The sequence below is a fragment of the Pontibacter coccineus genome, assembly GCF_030546575.1.
In the GTDB taxonomy this organism is placed as follows: domain Bacteria; phylum Bacteroidota; class Bacteroidia; order Cytophagales; family Hymenobacteraceae; genus Pontibacter; species Pontibacter coccineus.
Genome location: NZ_JAUOTN010000005.1, coordinates 59538 through 76476, shown reverse-complemented (window position 1 = coordinate 76476; position 16939 = coordinate 59538). Strand labels below are relative to the sequence as shown.

At 52.7% G+C, this 16939-nt stretch carries 15 protein-coding genes; 8 read left to right on the top strand and 7 right to left on the bottom strand.

Annotated features, from left to right (window positions below; translation table 11 throughout):
* The first annotated feature begins 20 nt into the window (after positions 1–20).
* On the top strand, positions 21–863 hold the full coding sequence (locus Q4E40_RS12980; protein WP_303412727.1) for an urease accessory protein UreD: 843 nt from the start codon (positions 21–23) through the stop codon (positions 861–863).
* A 109-nt stretch (positions 864–972) separates the two neighbouring features.
* On the opposite strand, the gene Q4E40_RS12975 is transcribed toward Q4E40_RS12980, so the two are convergent.
* On the bottom strand, positions 973–2109 hold the full coding sequence (locus Q4E40_RS12975; protein ID WP_303412725.1) for a serine hydrolase domain-containing protein: 1137 nt from the start codon (positions 2107–2109) through the stop codon (positions 973–975).
* A gap of 317 nt (positions 2110–2426) precedes the next feature.
* Between Q4E40_RS12975 and Q4E40_RS12970 the strand changes: the two genes are divergently transcribed.
* Positions 2427–3074 (top strand): protein-L-isoaspartate(D-aspartate) O-methyltransferase, encoded by a 648-nt coding sequence (locus Q4E40_RS12970; protein WP_303412723.1) that lies wholly within the window; start codon positions 2427–2429, stop codon positions 3072–3074.
* A gap of 163 nt (positions 3075–3237) precedes the next feature.
* Entirely contained in the window at positions 3238–4119 is an 882-nt protein-coding gene (locus Q4E40_RS12965; protein WP_303412722.1) for a DUF3078 domain-containing protein, read from the top strand.
* A gap of 109 nt (positions 4120–4228) precedes the next feature.
* On the opposite strand, the gene Q4E40_RS12960 is transcribed toward Q4E40_RS12965, so the two are convergent.
* From Q4E40_RS12960 to Q4E40_RS12945, 4 genes are all read right to left on the bottom strand, one after another.
* Positions 4229–4627, bottom strand: a complete 399-nt coding sequence (locus Q4E40_RS12960; RefSeq protein WP_303412720.1) for a DUF983 domain-containing protein — start codon at positions 4625–4627, stop codon at positions 4229–4231.
* An 86-nt stretch (positions 4628–4713) separates the two neighbouring features.
* Positions 4714–7143 (bottom strand): TonB-dependent receptor, encoded by a 2430-nt coding sequence (locus tag Q4E40_RS12955; protein WP_303412718.1) that lies wholly within the window; start codon positions 7141–7143, stop codon positions 4714–4716.
* A 157-nt stretch (positions 7144–7300) separates the two neighbouring features.
* A complete protein-coding gene (locus Q4E40_RS12950) occupies positions 7301–8047 on the bottom strand; it encodes a DUF72 domain-containing protein (RefSeq protein WP_303412716.1) in 747 nt (248 codons plus the stop codon).
* A gap of 9 nt (positions 8048–8056) precedes the next feature.
* Entirely contained in the window at positions 8057–9538 is a 1482-nt protein-coding gene (locus Q4E40_RS12945) for a Do family serine endopeptidase (protein ID WP_303412713.1), read from the bottom strand.
* Positions 9539–9789: 251 nt separating this feature from the next.
* Here Q4E40_RS12945 and Q4E40_RS12940 point away from each other — a divergent pair, with 251 nt between their 5' ends.
* From Q4E40_RS12940 to Q4E40_RS12920, 5 genes are all read left to right on the top strand, one after another.
* Positions 9790–11202, top strand: coding sequence for an APC family permease (locus tag Q4E40_RS12940; protein WP_303412711.1), 1413 nt, complete (start codon positions 9790–9792; stop codon positions 11200–11202).
* Between the two features lie 170 nt (positions 11203–11372).
* The gene (locus tag Q4E40_RS12935) at positions 11373–11939 is read left to right on the top strand and encodes an SAM-dependent methyltransferase (RefSeq protein ID WP_303412710.1); all 567 of its coding nucleotides are present in this window, start codon (positions 11373–11375) and stop codon (positions 11937–11939) included.
* Positions 11940–12090: 151 nt separating this feature from the next.
* Positions 12091–12525 carry a hypothetical protein gene (locus tag Q4E40_RS12930; RefSeq protein WP_303412708.1) on the top strand — a complete coding sequence of 145 codons (435 nt, stop codon included), beginning with the start codon at positions 12091–12093 and terminating at the stop codon, positions 12523–12525.
* Positions 12526–12625: 100 nt separating this feature from the next.
* Positions 12626–14074, top strand: a complete 1449-nt coding sequence (locus tag Q4E40_RS12925) for a M14 family metallopeptidase (protein WP_303412707.1) — start codon at positions 12626–12628, stop codon at positions 14072–14074.
* 92 nt (positions 14075–14166) lie between these two features.
* Positions 14167–15399 carry a nucleoside recognition domain-containing protein gene (locus Q4E40_RS12920; protein WP_303412706.1) on the top strand — a complete coding sequence of 411 codons (1233 nt, stop codon included), beginning with the start codon at positions 14167–14169 and terminating at the stop codon, positions 15397–15399.
* Positions 15400–15493: 94 nt separating this feature from the next.
* Here Q4E40_RS12920 and Q4E40_RS12915 read toward each other — a convergent pair whose 3' ends face one another.
* Positions 15494–15955, bottom strand: a complete 462-nt coding sequence (locus Q4E40_RS12915; RefSeq protein WP_303412705.1) for a YybH family protein — start codon at positions 15953–15955, stop codon at positions 15494–15496.
* Positions 15956–16064: 109 nt separating this feature from the next.
* Positions 16065–16652, bottom strand: a complete 588-nt coding sequence (locus Q4E40_RS12910) for a hypothetical protein (RefSeq protein WP_303412703.1) — start codon at positions 16650–16652, stop codon at positions 16065–16067.
* Positions 16653–16939 lie beyond the last annotated feature (287 nt).

Sequence of the window (16939 nt, the reverse complement as noted above, 5' to 3'; positions counted from 1 at the left end):
TTCTGAACACAACTAACGAAATGATTAGCCAACTAACGATTATTGCTGGTTTCAGGGAAGAGAAGTCTTATCTAAAAGACGCTTATTTCACTCGGCCTTTTCGGTTGGCGAATGTGGGGCAATACAAAACCGATGAGGCGCTATACCTGATGGTGATGAGTTCCTCGCCGGGCTTGCTGGATAAGGATCAGTACGATATTTCCATCAAACTGGAAGTCAGCACCCGCTTACAGTTGCAATCGCAGGCCTACCAGCGTCTGTACAATATGCAGACAGGCGCTACCCAAAAAATGATGATCGCACTGGAAGCCGGAAGCTCTTTCAGCTATGTGCCCCACCCAGTGGTGCCGCATCAAAATTCAAAGTTTAAAGGCCATACGGTAATTTACCTGCAGCAGAATTGCGAACTGCTGCTAAGCGAGATAATAACCTGCGGCAGAAAGCATTCCGGCGAGATATTCCGGTTCACTTCTTTCCAAAACCTGACAGAGATTTATTATGAACAGAAGCTGGTGTTTAAAGATAATGTACTGCTCCAGCCACAACAGGCGCCGCCAGGCACCATCGGCCAATGGGAGGGCTATACCCACCAGGGTACGCTCGTATACCTGAATACCGGTGAGAGGCCTGCCCAGGTATACCTGGATAAGGTACAACAGTTGGTAAAAGAAGAAAACGGTGTCAGTTTCGGACTGTCTGAAATGGCCGTCAACGGGTTTGTATTGCGAATACTAGGCAATGGTGGCGAGCAGTTGTTTAACTGCTTTAAGCGTGTTCAGGAAGCGTTGTGGCCAAATAACTTACTGCTCAAAGCGAATGGCCCAGCCAAGTCTAAAGCACCACTTTTAATACAACAGGTATAGCCGCGCTGACTTTATTACCAATTTCCATCAGTTATTATATGATTGTACCCGGTGATAAAGAGCATTAATCATACTTTTCGCAAATATGGAATTGGTTAGAGTATAGCCATTAAAACTGATGCGGAGATTTTTGAGAATCAACGTTCGAACGTGCTATTTGTACCTGCTTTTTCTCATTTTTTGAACGTGCCGGATACATGAAGCTTCGCACGTCTTTCATGTAGTTCAGGCTGCCGTTGGTCAGGTTGCTGAGCACAATGATGGAGCTGTGGTCGTTGGGGTTGCGCAGGAAATAGGTGTTGAAACCGTGCCACAGACCGCCGTGGTACACGACCGTGTCGCCGCTTTCCAGCTGCTTGATGCGCCAGCCGTAGCCATAGGATTCATCCCTTCTATTGAACTTGCCTGTTGGTGAGAAGGCCTCTTCCAGTGTTTCGCGCTTCACCAGCTTTTGAGTATAGAGCGCCTGGTCCCACTTGTAGAGGTCCTCTACAGTAGAGTACAGGCCTTTGTCACCGAGCACGGTGTCCTGGTAGTCGGGCAGGCGCTTGCGACGACCACCGATGTGACCTGCTGCCACCTTGCCACTTTGGGCCACCAGTTCGTGGTTAAAGGTATAGGTGCTGTTCATTTTGAGGGGCTCAAAAATATGCTCGCGCATAAACTCGGCAAAGGGTTGCCCCGAGGCTTTTTCTACGACAGAAGCCAGCAGGGCATAGCCCGTGTTGCTGTAACTGAAGGTGCGGTCAGGTTGGTAATAGATGTGGGGTTTGTGCACCGCCATCATGCTCAGCACATCGTCGTTGCTCAGGTCCACCTTGCGGTCGGGCCATAGTTCATCACTGAAATAGGTATAGTTGGGCAGGCCGGAACGGTGGGTGAGCAGCTGTTTGATGGTGATGCCACGGTAAGGAAAATCCGGGATGTATACCTGCAGGCTGTCGTCGTAGCTCAGTTTGCCCTGCTCTTTCAGCATCATAATGGCCACGGCCGTGAACTGCTTCGACACGGAGGCGAGTTGGAATACGGTTTGCGTACTCAGGGTGTCTTTTGTCTTGAAATCGGCATACCCGAAAGCGCCCCGGTAAATGATCTGATCATATTTTGTGACAAGCACGGTGCCGTTGAAGCCCTTCCTTTTGTGCAACTGCGTGAAAAGGGAATCTACCTGCCTGCCAAGTTTGGTGGCGACGGTGGGCGTAAAGGTTTCGGGGGCCTCTACGTGCAGTTCACAGTCTTCCTCCACAATTAGCTCTTCGTTTTGAGAGCACGCACTAAAAGACAGAAACAAAGCGCACGCCACTGCGCCTCGGAGTAAGAACGACTGAAAGTTACTAAATGCCATACCTGAAAAATACCAACAAGGGAAATGAGCTTTAAATATAAAAGAAGAGATCGGTTTTCCCTGCACACTCACCGAAAGAAATTTGTATTTACCCGGCAACAGCCCCATAACATATTCTATAGGAAGAAGTATAAATATCTATACCTGTTCCCAAGATTCAGAAGCCTATGATGGTGCCGGTTTATATACTGCTTTCCCTGCTGCTGTTAACGACTCCAGTGCAAGAAGACGCTTACAAAGCACAGCGTGAACAAATGGTGGAGCAGCAGCTGAAGCGACGGGGCATAAGTGACAAGGCGGTGCTGAATGCCATGCGCTCTGTCCAACGGCATCTTTTCGTTCCTCCGGCAATCGCTGCCGAAGCCTACTCCGACGGTGCTCTGCCCATCGGGCACAAGCAAACCATCTCCCAGCCTTACATGGTAGCCTACATGACCCAGGTCATCAACCCCACACCAGGCATGAAAGTGCTGGAGATCGGCACAGGATCGGGCTATCAGGCTGCCGTGCTGGCTGAGATTGTGAAAGAGGTATACACCATCGAGATCATACCGGAGCATGGGAAAATGGCCGCTGCGCGACTAAAGCAACTGGGGTATGGTAATGTAGAAGTAAAAATCGGAGATGGATATGCGGGTTGGGAAGAGCATGCGCCCTTCGATGCGATCGTGGTGACGGCCGGTGCCGAGTCGGTTCCCCCTCCCCTGTTTGAGCAACTCCGGGAAGGAGGCCGTATGGTCATACCTGTTGGGCCGGTATACATGACCCAAACACTCAAACTGATTCAAAAGAAACGGGGCAAAGCCGTCACCCGCAACTTAATGCCGGTGGTGTTTGTGCCGTTCACCAGGGAAAAACAGAAATAGCGTATACGTAAACGGCCCGCCCCTAGCAGCTACCAGGTCGCAAAAAATCATACCCATACCTGCAAAATTGCGTAAGCGCTATATAGCAGCTCGAAAACATAGCACTATACCTATGTAAATTGAGTTTGCTATTCATAATTATTTCGTAAATCAAAGCTTACACATGCAGAAAATTCTACTTTCCTTCCTGATTATTTTATTCACCGTGACTTCAGCAACGGCGCAAGTAGAGCCCGACACCACCTGGCGTCGTAGCTTTGCAGGAGGTATAAACCTCAACCAGGCTGCTTTTAGCGACAACTGGAAAGCTGGCGGCATCAGCTCCATTGCCTTCAATGCCAACGTGGATGCCCGCGCAGATTATAAATTGGGGAAAACCTCCTGGGACAATGCCGTGCAGCTACAATATGGTATGCTCAAAAATAAGGGTGAAGAACAGCGCAAGAGCATCGACCGCATCTTCCTGGACTCCAAGTACGGCTACGCAATCTCCTCTGACTGGAATACTTTTGTGTCAGCAAACTTTCTGTCGCAGTTTACCAAAGGCTATGAGTACGATGTAGATGCCGACGGTACCGACCGCCTGATCTCTAATTTCCTTTCGCCGGGTTTTCTGACCTTTGCGCTTGGTGCCGAGTATAAACCCAATCCTTATTTCTCGCTTCGGCTGAGCCCTTTTGCACCCCGCTTCACGTTTCTGGCAGATGATGCGGTGGCTGAGAATGAGCGTTACGGCGTACCAGAAGGCAAGAGTGTGCGCACAGAGTGGCTCGCCGCCATGGTGCAGGCCAGCTACAACCGCGACATCTTCACCAATGTCAACCTCCGGCTCAACTACATGTCCTATATCAATTACAAGGAACTGTCCGGCAAGCGCATCGACCATATGTTCAACTCCGTGCTGACGGCCAAGGTAAACCGCTACATCAATGTCAACCTGATGGCCAATTTTATCTACGACTACGACCAGGACAGCGCTGTGCAGTACAACCAGTCGCTGGGTTTGGGCATCCTCTACACCATGCAGGGTTTCACTGTTAATTAACCCACGCCTATCTAATAAGCAGCGAGAGCACCTTGGTATTTCCAGGGTGCTCTCGCTTATTTAAAGGTATAGAAAATCGTATTTGCTGCCTGTTCCGGTGTCGACCAGACTAAGAGTGCACCTTTTTAGGTATCTCACTGCAGGGGCCTTCGTAGCGCACGAATATGTGGATGTAGAGGGAGCGCGACCACCTGAAAATGACAGGCAACAGGCCAACCACCACAGCAGCCACCACCCCGATCATCATGGCCATCGTGATCTCCTTTACAAACAGGGACAGGATCAGGAGTGAAACAACGAAGATGGCCACATTAAAACCGAAGCTCACATACATAGCGCCATAGTAAAAACCGGGCTCTGGCTCAAACGCCTGCCCGCAGCAGGGACAATCCTGGTGCATATCGGCAAATTTGGTGGTGTAAAGTCCACTCTTGAACATTTTCCCCTCGCGACAGCGCGGGCATCGGTTAAATAAAATGCTGTATAGAGCGGATCTTTTCTGGCTCATGCTGGTTCTTTGTCTGGTGTAACAATCTACTGTTCAAAGGTACGAAATTTAGAAAGAAAGCGCACCAGCGAGCCGGATTTCCGCCGTTAGAACTCCACGATAAACCCGAGGGTGGGCACCAGGTTGCCATCGTCGTTTTTGAGAATGACAGGTATAGCATTACCTCCGTCCAAACGCAGCGGATTGCCGTCGGTGCTGGCAAAGCCGGTATTGTCCTCGTTGCGCTGGAAGGTATAGCGGTCGTAGCCCGGTGTGTTGCTGCCCAGCACATTGGCAATGTCCAGAAACAGGTCGAGGGTGATGCGGTTGAAATTCCACTTCTTGTCGATGCGCACATCGAGCTGGCTGAACGGTCGTAGACGCTCAGTGTTGAGACGGGTATAGTCCAGTATGCCAACACCCAGCGATGCGTAGTTGCGTTGCGAGGCTTCCAGATCGAACGGGGTGGCAGGCGCGCCACCGGCATAGCGGTACTTGGCCCCGAACTCCCAGTTGCGCGGCAGCTTCTTACCCAGCAACCCGGAGGCCAGGTGGCGGTAATCCCAGGCGCTGGACACGTAGCGGCCGTCGGTTCCGGCAAACTCACTCACCACATAGGTATAGGAAAGCACCCCGAAGACGGTACCTGTCAGCTTCTTCTGCACATAGAACTCGGCACCGTAGGCCCTGCCCTTTCCGGTCGTACTCACTGCCTCATTGCCAATCGAACCAAAGTCTCCTCCCTGGTTGGCCAGTGAAATGCCATCACGCAGCGACACCGGGTAGTTGCTGTAATCTTTGTAAAATCCCTCTACGGTAAAGCGCAGATCTTCGCGTGGCAGAAACTCAGTGCCCAGCACATAGTGGACCGACTGGATGTAATTGGCGGAGCGGTTGAGGAAGTCGTTGTTTTCCTGATAGCCTAGCACGGTATAAGTCGGCAGTTTGTAATAAGTACCCCACGAGCCGTTGATCGTCCATTTATCAGTCAGCAGGTATGAGGCCGACAGGCGCGGCGAGAGGGTTTTCAGCGGGTTGCGCCCCTTGTCGGTGAAAGAGTTCATGTCCGTGCGCAAGCCAAACGACAGCCCAAGCCGGTTGTTGAGCACCGAGCGTGATACCTGCCCGAAGGCGCCATACCTAAAGAAGTCGAGGTTGGTATCGTAGTTAACCGTCACGGCAGGCTCCACCAGGTTACCGTTTTCGTCGCGCACCTCATTACGGATCAAACTGAAGATGTCGTTGGTGAACTGTACATACTGGCCCGATACGCCATAAGCATACTTGAAGCCGTTTTGATACTTGTTCACGTCCAGCCGCAGTTTGTTCTCCGTTTCACGTGAAGTTGACTTTAGTGTGAGCTGCGGAACGCCTCCCTCCTGCGCTGCTTCCGACTTCTCCAGGTCAATGTTGAAGGCATTCCGACTTAGCGCCAGGTTTACGTAGCCATCATTGACGAGCCGTTTCATCGCCACGCCGGTCGTGTAATTCCATTGGTTATTGGAAGGTATAGAGCGCAGGATGTACTCGCTTTCGGGCGTGCTTTTGCGCGGCACCCCGAAGGCAAACTCATCGATGGCCCCCACCCCGATAAAGGAAAGCGAGGTTTTATTGTCGATCTTGTGGTCAACTTTGTACTGAAAATCCCAATAGTTGGGCCGGATAGGCAGATCGAGCAGCTTGAACAAAAACTGCAGGTAGCTGCGGCGGGCCGACACCAGGTAGGTGGTTTTAGGGGAAAGCGGTCCTTCTAATGTAGTCGCAAACTCTGAACCGCTCAGGCGCACGTTACCCGAAAAGCGCTCCGGGTTGCCGTAGCGCTGCCTGAACTCAAACACCGAGGCCAGCGCATTGTCGTAGCGGGCATCAAAAGCCGAAGAGCTCACCTTCAGGTCCTCGATAAAGGACACGTTCAGTATACCTGTCGCGCCGCCGGCACTGCCCTGCGTGGTGAAGTGGTTGATCAACGGAATCTCAATGCCATCCAGGTAATACACGTTTTCGCTCGGCGCGCCCCCCCGTATGATCAGGTCGTTGCGACTGCCCCCGCCTGTACCGCTGGTAGCCACTCCTGGCAGCACCTGCACCACTTTCGAGATATCGAAGTTACCGCCCGGGTTGCTACGAATTTCTTCTGTGCTCAGACTCTGCACCGACAGGGGCGTCACAATATCGGCAATGGCCGCACTTTGCCGGCGCCGCGCCACCACTTCCACCTCGCCCAGCTGACTCGAAGCCGGCACCAACTCAAAATTGATGATCTGGGCATTGCCTGACGTCACGTTCACGTTGAATTTGCTCAGGGACTGATAGCCTATGTAGGAGCTCTGCAAGGTATAGCTCCCCAGCGGAATGTTATCGATCCGGTAGGCGCCGCTCTCGTTGGTGACAGTTCCCAATTGCGCGCCCACTACCTGCACCGAGACTCCGATCAGGGCTTCTTTGGTATTGGCATCGCGCACGGTACCCGTTATCACACCCGATTGGGCAAAGCTGAGTGCAGGCAGGAGCAGTAAGAAAAGGAGTAAGAAGCGCATGGCTGTAAGGCTAAATTGTACCGCAGGTATTACCCGCTTCCACCCGAAATGTTTTGAAAACACTATATATTTTGAGTGGCGAGACTTTCAAGCAGTTACACCCTATCCCAATCCAGTGATGTTTAAAAGCTTAGCATTTTTTCTTCCTTTTAAAAAATCACAGCTCGGTCACCAATTGCCGTAGCCTGTCGGCGTTGAGCACGGCGTTGCCCAGGATGGTGTTGTTAAAGAAAACCCATACCTGCTTGCCGTCTTCCAGCCAGTCTTTCACCATGTAGGCGTAGCGTTCCAGCTTTTCGTCAGAGTAGGACGAGGCGTACATTTTCTCGTCGCCGTGCAGGCGCAGGTAGGCCATATCGGTGGTCGTGACCTCGGTACCCGGAAAGCGCTTTCCCGCGTTGGCGATGACGGTGGTGATATTGAACTCGCGCATCAAATCAAACGATTCCTCTGTAAACCACGACACGTGCCGGGCCTCCAGCGCAAAGGGCTGTTCCGGGTATAGCTCGCGCAAGGTATGGTAAAAGTCACCGGCTACCCCTTTGTCGAAGCGGAAACTTCCGGCGATCTGCACCAGCACCGGCCCCAGCCGCTCGCCCATCAGTAGGTAGCGCGACATGAACTTCTGCAATGGCTCTTCTATATCCTGGAACTTGCGCTTGTGCGTGATCTCCTGGTTAAGCTTGGGCGCGAACTTAAAATGCGCGGGAGTTTGTGCAAGCCACTTCTCGATGGTTTTGGCCATGGTGAAATGGTAGAAGCTGCTGTTGATCTCCGTGCAGTTGAAGCGCGTGGCGTAGTGGCTCAGGAAGTCCGCTGACTTGAGTTCAGGCGGATATAGCACTTCCCGCCAGCGGTAGCTCCAGCCGGAAGTGCCGATGTATAGCTTGCTCAGATCTGTCATTTGGTCTCCTTAGGCACCCAGCGGGAAGTTGAACACAAAGGCCGTTCCGTCCGGCGTTACGCCATCTATCCGCACCATGCCGCTGCGGGAGGCTGCCAGCGATTTGCTAATATCGGTGAGGCTGCTCACCGGACGCCCGTTGATGCGCGCCACGACAGTGCCCTCTGGTATACCTGCCGAATCGAAGAAACCACCAGGCTGCACTTTTGTGACGTACACACCTTCGTTCAGACGATACTGCTGCTTCATGCGGTCGGTGAGCGGGGCGAAACTGGCCCCCAGCCTGGCTTCCAATCCTTTGGCAGCGATGTCGGTAGGTGTTTCTTCTTCCTCGCCCTGCAGGGTAACGGTGACTTTGCGCTGTTTGCCGTCCTGCAGCAGGGCCAGCTCCACTTTGTCACCCGGATAATGGCGGGCGATGCGTTCGGAAAGCTCCGCCGAGGTGTTTACGCCAGTGCCATCTATACCCTGAATAATGTCCCCTTCTTTTATGCCTGCTTTCTCGGCGCCACTGCCCGGCTGCACACCCATGATGTACACACCCTTCACTTTACCCGGATCGATGCCACGAGACCGCAGCAGCTGATCTTCCACGGCGGGCACCGGAAAGTTGACGCCCAGGAAGCCGCGGCGCACCCGGCCAAATTCCCGGATGTCGCCCACCACTTTCTGCATCAGGTTAACAGGTATAGCAAAACCGTAGCCGGCATAGCTCCCCGTTTGGGAGGCAATGGCCGTGTTAATGCCAATCAGTTGCCCGGACGTGTTCACCAGCGCACCGCCCGAGTTCCCCGGGTTGATGGCTGCATCTGTCTGGATAAAAGACTCAATGGCGGTGTTGGCCGTCTGCGCCGGATCGACGTAACCACCCTGACTCGGTCGGTTCAGGATGCCGATGCTCCTGCCCTTGGCACTGACGATACCGGCCGTGACGGTAGAGTTGAGCGTGAGCGGATAACCCACAGCCAATACCCACTCCCCTACCTGCACCTTGTCGGAGTCACCCAGCGGAACCGCCGGCAGGTCTCTTCCCTCCACTTTCAGCAGGGCCAGGTCGGTGCTTGGGTCTGTCCCGATTAGTTTGGCCTGGAAGGTACGGCGGTCGGGCAGCACCACTTCTATACCTGATGCCCGGTCGATCACGTGATTGTTGGTGACGATGTAGCCGTCTTTAGAAATAAGTACCCCTGAGCCTGAGCCCTGCACCGGAGTGGACTGCTGTGGCATCCCGAACATTTCATAAATAGGGTTTCTACTGGTTTGCTCGCCCGCATACTCAGTTTTAATATGCACCACGGCGGGTGTCACGCTGGCCGCGGCCGGCACAAAGTCCGGGTTGCCAGCCGATGACGCCACCGGCATGCCGGCAGCATTAGTTTTATTGTTGAAGTTCCCACTTTGAGCAGAATCACCCTCGAAGAACTTGTACCCTACTATGGCGAGCACAGCAGAAAGGATGGCGATTAGAAAGGTGCCGACAGCTTTTCCCATATATATTGACGTTTTACCACTTGCTTTACCGATTATCATACGAACGGGTTGGCTGAAAGGCAGATTTGAGTTCATAATGTCTTATTTAATAGCTGAATGAATGGATACAGGGGCTATACCTGAGACGGATCTGGCACCCATACTTTATACTATTTACTCTTTAAAAAAGCGCATGGTTTACAACTAAAATCCTGTTGCTGTCCGTAAACACTGAGGCAGAGACGACTAAGCCTATACCTAGCTGTAAAACTATGCCTAACCTGAACGAAGAGTACCCCGCAGCAGACGCGACCCTGGCCAGCACAGAGGCCACCGCCCTGGCCGAAGAAAAGCCAAAAGCGGAACCCAGACCCGCCCTCGGCCTGTTCGACGCCATCGCCGTGATCGTGGGCATTGTGGTCGGGGCCGGTATCTTCAGGACACCCTCGCTTGTGGCAGCCAACGTAGAAAGCGGCACCATGTTCCTATCCACCTGGTTGCTGGGCGGATTGGTATCACTGATCGGGGCACTCTGCTACGCCGAACTCACCACTACCTTTCCGCATGCCGGCGGCGATTACCACTTCCTGACGAGGGCATTTGGTAAACGGCTGGCCTTTTTATTTGCCTGGGCACGTATGAGCATCATTCAGACCGGTTCCATCGCATTGCTTTCCTTTATCATCGGCGACTACATGGCCCAGATCTACAGCATTGGGGAGTTTTCATCAGTTTTGTATGCCGCGCTGGTCGTGATCTCTCTCACCGCCATCAATATTATGGGTGTCAGTTTCGGGGCAGGAGTGCAGAATTTTCTGCTCATACTCGAGGTGCTAGGCATCCTGATCGTGCTGGTGGCAGCCTTCCTGTTCGCACCCAATGAACCGGCGGCAGCGGCTACTGTTGCCACCGGGAACGGCACTTCCATGGGGTTGGCCATGGTCTTTGTGCTGCTTACTTTCGGTGGCTGGAACGAGGCGGCATACATATCGGCGGAGCTCAAAACCGGCCGCCGGGGCATGGCCACCGCCCTGATCGCCAGCATCGCCATCATCACCCTGATCTACCTGCTCATTAATCTGGCCTACCTGCATGTGCTGGGCCTGAAAGGTATGGCCTCCTCCAATGCGATAGCCGCCGACCTGGCACAGGTAACGATCGGCGATGCAGGTATGGTACTGATCGGCATTATTGTAGTGCTTGCCGCCCTCACCTCGGCTAATGCCACTATCCTGACCGGGGCTCGCACCAATTACGCCCTTGGCCGCGACTTCCCGGTTTTCAGTTACCTGGGCCAGTGGAACACCAAAGCCTCCTCGCCGGTGAATGCCTATGTCGTGCAGGGGCTTGTATCGCTGGCGCTGGTCGGACTGGCGCTGTTCACCCGCAACGGTTTTGAAACCATGGTCGAGTACACGGCGCCGGTCTTCTGGTTCTTTTTGCTGCTGGTAGGTATAGCGCTGTTTGTGTTGCGTCGCAAGGAGCCGGAGCGCCCGAGACCTTTTAAAGTGCCGCTATACCCCATCACCCCACTCATTTTCTGTTTCACGAGCGCCTACCTGTTCTACTCCAGCCTGATGTATACCGGCATGGGAGCTCTGGTAGGTATAGGCGTGCTGGTAGTGGGTGTGCTGGTGCTGCTGGCCATACCTCGTATCCGGAAACAAAAAGAACAGGCAAACTAAAGGCGGCTACACTTAAATGAATCCTACTAAAATATACATAAAATGCCAAAATCAGGAACTACTGATACCGGCTGCACGTAAATACAGCCTATGCGCGTTCAGCCAATCAATACCGCTCACCCTATACCTGGTTTTTTTCTAAAATGGATCACTAACTTAATGAAAACAAGATGAGAGCAATCAGACATTCGCTTTGCACACTCGTGCTGACACTTTTCGCTGCAGCGGCATTCGCTCAAACCACGACTACGGCCCCTAAACTGGATGTGCCTTATGTGCCTACCCCACAGAAGGTGGTGGACGCCATGTTGAAACTAGCAAAGGTGTCGAAGGGTGATGTGGTGTATGACCTGGGCTGCGGTGACGGCCGTATCGTGATCACGGCTGCGAAAGAGCATGGTGCCACCGGTATGGGCTTTGATATAAACCCGGAGCGTATTCAGGAAGCCAATGAAAATGCGCGTGAGGCGGGCGTAACCAACAAGGTGAAATTCGTGGAGCAGGATTTGTTTAAGGTCAATTACAAACCGGCCTCCGTCGTGACGCTATACCTGCTGCCAAATGTGAACATGAAGCTTCGCCCGGTGCTGCTTGAGCAGCTCAAGCCAGGCACGCGCATCGTGTCCCACGCTTTCGATATGGGCGACTGGGAGCCGGAAGAGACCCAGGTGATAGACGGCTCTACCATCTATCTGTGGACTGTACCTGAAAACAAAAAGATTGGCAAAGGCCAGTAATCACTGCTATACCTGACCAAGTAACCCCGTGCATTTCGCGTGCACGGGGTTTTCTTTTGCCTGGTGATGCGTGCTCTGAAATCGGGACAGCCTATCTGAATTGATAATTAAATTCCTATATTTACAGCCGACACTAACCACTTTCTCCGAAATGTATACAGGAATACAGCATTTGCACTCTTTCATGACCTATCTCGTGCTGCTAGGTCTGATCATCAGCATTATCTTCGCCTTTATGGGTATGTCTGGCAACAAGACATTCACAGACAAGGACAGAAAAAGAGGCTTGTTGGGCCTTATCCCGGCGCACCTGCAGTGGGTGATCGGTGTGATTCTATACTTTGTATCGCCCCTGGGAATTAATAATGCGACAGAAGGCTTTATGAAGGACTCCACTTCCAGGCTGTACATTCTGGAGCACCCCTTGACCATGATCATTGCCGTGGTGCTGATTACAGTAGGATATGCCCGTTCCAAGCGTCTGCAGAACGATAAGAAACGTTTCAGCAGCATCGCCATTTTCTATACCATCGCCCTGATCCTGATCCTGGCTCGCATTCCGTGGAATGCATGGCCAACCAACTAAGTCACCATCAGGTATAGCCCCAAAGGGCAGCGCCTCCCCTTTCAGGTATAGCCCTGGAGCGGGAGGCGCTTTTATTAGAGAGCATCTAATTACTAGTAAGATGAATACGATACCTTCAGACAACAGCCTACCAGCCGCTATACAGGAACTGGGGCAGAAACTTTACAATAGTCACCACCAATACAAGGAACCCGCCCTGAAGCACAGGCGCTTCCGGCACCGGGATATTGTGCCCCTGATCGAGCAGCTGCAGGAAAAGTCTCTGTTCGAGGTGCAGGTAGCCGGACATTCGGTGCAGGGACGATCGATCTACCTGATCAAGGCAGGCACCGGCAAAACCAGGGTTCTGCTCTGGTCGCAGATGCACGGCGACGAACCAACTGCTACCATGGCACTGTTCGACCTGCTGCACTTTTTCAGCCAGTCCGACGAGCTCAACCCGGTGCGCAAGCACCTACTCGAGCACTTGACCCTTTACATCGTGCCGATGCTCAACCCGGATGGTGCCGAGCTGTACAACCGTCGCAACGCCTTAGGTATAGACATGAACCGCGATGCCCTGCGGCTGCAAAGTCCGGAATCAGTGCTTTTGAAAAAGCTGCGCGACGAGTTGGAACCAGCCTTCGGTTTTAACCTCCACGATCAGAGCCGCTATTATACCGCCGGCTATACTTCACGCCCGGCCACGATTTCCTTTCTTGCCCCAGCCTACGACCATGCCCGCAGCATCAACACGGTGCGTGAGCGGGCCATGCGCACCATCGCCGGCATGGACCACGTGCTGCAGCAGTTCATCCCCGGTCAGGTGGCCAAGTTTAACGACGAGCACGAGCCCCGGGCCTTCGGCGACAATATCCAGAAATGGGGGACCAGCGTGATCCTGGTGGAGTCAGGTGGGCAGCACGGCGATCCGGAGAAGCAGCACATCCGTCAGCTGAACTTTACAGCCATCCTCTCGGGGCTATACCTGATTGCCGGGGAAAATTACAATGCCTTTGTGCTCGAAGGCTATGACCGTATACCTGAAAACCAGCGGCACCTCTACGACCTGGTGCTGCGTCATGTCCGCTATTCCGAAAACGGCCGCGATACGTTGCTGGACATCGGCATTAACCGCCTGGAAGTAGACGCCCCCAACCACCTCGGTTTTTACCATAGCAGTGCCGTAGAGGAAATTGGTGACATGAGCGTTTTCCATGGGTATGAGGAGTTGGACGCCACTGGCCTAACTCTGGTGCCAGGCCAGGTATACGAACAGCCCATCGAGAGCCTGGACGAATTGACCGCCGAGCTTGCTGCTGAACTGCTCAGGCAAGGCTATACCACCGCCAGGGTGCGCCACCTGCCCGGCGTATTGCCCGACCCGACCTCGCTCCCGCTAAACGTGACAGGTATAGCCAGCACTGTGAATCACCAGCTAGCGCTGGATGAGCCGGCTAACTTTCTCTTAAAAGACAGCGAAGGCACGGCAAAATATGCCATCCTAAACGGATTTTTGTATGATTTGCAGGGCGATCGGCCGGAGATCATTCATGGGCTGCGTTACTAAGTTTGCCTCCCGTTAAATTTGTCTGCTAAACCCTGCCCGGTTTTGGAATCAGTTTGTATCTTACAGGCTGATTCCTGACCAACCTTTGCTTCATGGTATTAAACTATCTGTGGGCGGCCTTCTTCCTGATCGCCTTTGCTATTGCTTTGTTCCAGCTCATCGTGTTCCGCGATGTGGAGATTTTCCAGAAACTCGTTACCAGCACCTTCGACAACGCCAAGCTCGGCTTCGAGATTTCGCTCGGCCTGACAGGCGTGATGACCCTTTGGCTGGGCCTGATGAAAGTAGGTGAACGGGGCGGCATTATCGCCATTTTCGCCAGGCTGGTGGGGCCGTTTTTTAACCGGCTCTTCCCCGAGATTCCGAAAAACCACCCTGTGTTCGGCTCCATCCTGATGAACTTCTCGGCTAACATGCTGGGGCTCGACAATGCTGCAACGCCACTGGGTCTGAAGGCGATGAAAGAGATGCAGGAGCTCAATCCGATCAAGGAACGCGCTTCCAACGCCCAGATCATGTTCCTGGTGCTCAACACCTCCGGACTCACGATTATACCGATCAGCATCATGGTATTCAGGGCGCAAATGGGCGCGGCCGATCCCTCTGATATTTTCATTCCTATCCTGCTGGCTACCTTTTTCTCCACAACCGTGGGCCTGATTGCAGTAGCGCTGTACCAACGCATCAACCTGTTCAACCCCGTTATCCTGGCCTACATCGGCACGCTTTTGTTGCTGATCGCGGGACTTATCTATTATTTCAGCACCATCCCGCAGGAGCAGGTGAGCGTGATCTCGCAGGTGGCCAGCAACGTCATCCTTTTCTCGATCATCATCTCCTTTGTGGGACTCGCACTCATCAGAAAAGTGAATGTGTATGAGGCTTTTATCGAAGGAGCCAAGGAAGGATTCTCGGTTGCGATCACGATTATACCTTACCTGATCGCCATTCTGGTAGCCATCGGGGTATTCCGCACATCAGGCGCCTTGGACATGATCGTGGATGGCATGGGCTACCTGATCGCCCTGACTGGTATGAATACCGACTTTGTGCCTGCCCTACCGGTGGCCTTTATGAAACCGCTGAGCGGCAGCGGCGCCCGTGGACTGATGGTGGAAGCCATGACTACTTACGGAGCCGACTCCTTTGTGGGACGTATGGCTTCCGTCTTCCAGGGCTCAACCGAAACGACCTTCTACATCCTGGCGGTATACTTTGGCTCTGTGGGCATCAAACGCACCCGCTACGCCCTCACCTGCGGCCTGATCGCCGACCTGGCCGGTATCATTGCCGCCATCTTCATGGCTTATCTGTTCTTCCACTAGGTATAGCTCCCTGAGGTATAGAAATAGCTATAGCAACAAAAAGCGGCTGATCTTTTGGGATCAGCCGCTTTTTGTTAATTCAATTATTCCTGTATTAATTTCGGGCTACTACCGGGTGTCCTTCCAGCTGCGCGTAGCTTAGCTTCCAGGTGCCATCTTCTGCTTTTTTCCAGAGGAGCATAAAGTTGCCTTCGCCAAGTCCGCGGGGTTCACCAGGACTAACCGGTAAAACGTCTACGGAGAACGTTCCGGCCTCATAGGCAATCTGGGTATCGTTACCCGAACTTACCGGATAGGTTTTCAGGTCGGCAATGGTGCCCATGGTTTCGCGCACCCACTTATCCGACACTTCGGACTTGCCCCGATAGATTACCTCGCCCTGCAGAAACTGCACATCCTCGGCCATCATCGAGATCACTTTGTCAGAGTCACGCGCATTCCAGGCACTGATAAACTCCTGGTTCAGTTCACGGACATCCACTGACTCGCCCCCCTCCGTCTTCGCACAGGAAGCCAAAAAGAACAAGGCAAAAAAGGTGTAAAGTATGTTTTTCATGATTTCTAAAATTTAGGTGAGTGAACCTCGACGCAATACGTCAAAATCGTGTCGTAGGGTTTATACCCTCTCCCAGCAATACACTGGGAGAAGGTAAAGGGTAAATGTGTTACCAGCTTTTTCTGCGCACCTCAGAAGTATAGTAAGGCTTGCTGCGGTCGCCATAGTCCAGGTTAGGCAGGAAGTTAGCATATACCGCCTGAGGAGTCGGTCCCTCTTCAGAGGCATACATCAACGCCAATGAATTGGCCGCTGCTGTCTCAGCCGGCGTGGCCGCTACCAGACTTGACTGTGAAGCTGAAGCTCTTTTTGCAGGAGCTGGAGCAGGTGTGTTTTTAGCAACTGTAGCTCTGTTGGCAGCTGCGGTTCGTTCTGCAGCTGCTGCACGCTGGGCCGCGGCCGCTCTCTCAGCAGCTGCTACACGTGCTGCTTCCGCCTCACGCTCTTTCTGTTTGTTATCGATGACTTTGCCTACACCGTAACCTACGGCGCCACCGGCAACACCACCTACTACACCACCCACTACGCGGTTACGCTTATGTATTATAGCACCGGCCGCGGCGCCTGTACCGGCACCGATCACAGCGCCTTTTGCCTGAGGGCTCCAGCCAGTTCTTTTTTCCTGCGCCTCTGCTGTTCCGCCAAAAGCAACTGATGCCATCAGTGCCAGGCTTAAGATATAGCTTACCTTTTTCATAACTCTTTCAGTTTTGTTAGAAACATTAAACTCTGTTGACAGGGTATTTACAAGTTGCGTGCCAGTGCAGTAAAATTTCATGCTCATACTCACTAAAACACCTCTGCCATATGGCCCTAAACTCCACCAAATAAATTCATAATTAACTGATATATAGAACAATATCATTTCATTTATCTTTTGTTAATATATTTTCAATAAAGGAAAAAAAATTTCCTTCATAAGCTTTACATATGCACCAGGTGTCACTGAAATCAGGTAGGTATTGCTATTTGAGGCTAATAAAT

Excerpts from the sequence above, each read along its gene's own strand:
- Q4E40_RS12980 (WP_303412727.1), top strand. The coding sequence starts at position 21 with ATGATTAGCCAACTAACGATTATTGCTGGTTTCAGGGAAGAGAAGTCT.
- Q4E40_RS12965 (WP_303412722.1), top strand. The coding sequence starts at position 3,238 with ATGCAGAAAATTCTACTTTCCTTCCTGATTATTTTATTCACCGTGACT.
- Q4E40_RS12960 (WP_303412720.1), bottom strand. The coding sequence starts at position 4,627 with ATGAGCCAGAAAAGATCCGCTCTATACAGCATTTTATTTAACCGATGC.
- Q4E40_RS12955 (WP_303412718.1), bottom strand. The coding sequence starts at position 7,143 with ATGCGCTTCTTACTCCTTTTCTTACTGCTCCTGCCTGCACTCAGCTTT.
- Q4E40_RS12950 (WP_303412716.1), bottom strand. The coding sequence starts at position 8,047 with ATGACAGATCTGAGCAAGCTATACATCGGCACTTCCGGCTGGAGCTAC.
- Q4E40_RS12945 (WP_303412713.1), bottom strand. The coding sequence starts at position 9,538 with ATGGGAAAAGCTGTCGGCACCTTTCTAATCGCCATCCTTTCTGCTGTG.
- Q4E40_RS12940 (WP_303412711.1), top strand. The coding sequence starts at position 9,790 with ATGCCTAACCTGAACGAAGAGTACCCCGCAGCAGACGCGACCCTGGCC.
- Q4E40_RS12935 (WP_303412710.1), top strand. The coding sequence starts at position 11,373 with ATGAGAGCAATCAGACATTCGCTTTGCACACTCGTGCTGACACTTTTC.
- Q4E40_RS12930 (WP_303412708.1), top strand. The coding sequence starts at position 12,091 with ATGTATACAGGAATACAGCATTTGCACTCTTTCATGACCTATCTCGTG.
- Q4E40_RS12925 (WP_303412707.1), top strand. The coding sequence starts at position 12,626 with ATGAATACGATACCTTCAGACAACAGCCTACCAGCCGCTATACAGGAA.
- Q4E40_RS12920 (WP_303412706.1), top strand. The coding sequence starts at position 14,167 with ATGGTATTAAACTATCTGTGGGCGGCCTTCTTCCTGATCGCCTTTGCT.
- Q4E40_RS12915 (WP_303412705.1), bottom strand. The coding sequence starts at position 15,955 with ATGAAAAACATACTTTACACCTTTTTTGCCTTGTTCTTTTTGGCTTCC.
- Q4E40_RS12910 (WP_303412703.1), bottom strand. The coding sequence starts at position 16,652 with ATGAAAAAGGTAAGCTATATCTTAAGCCTGGCACTGATGGCATCAGTT.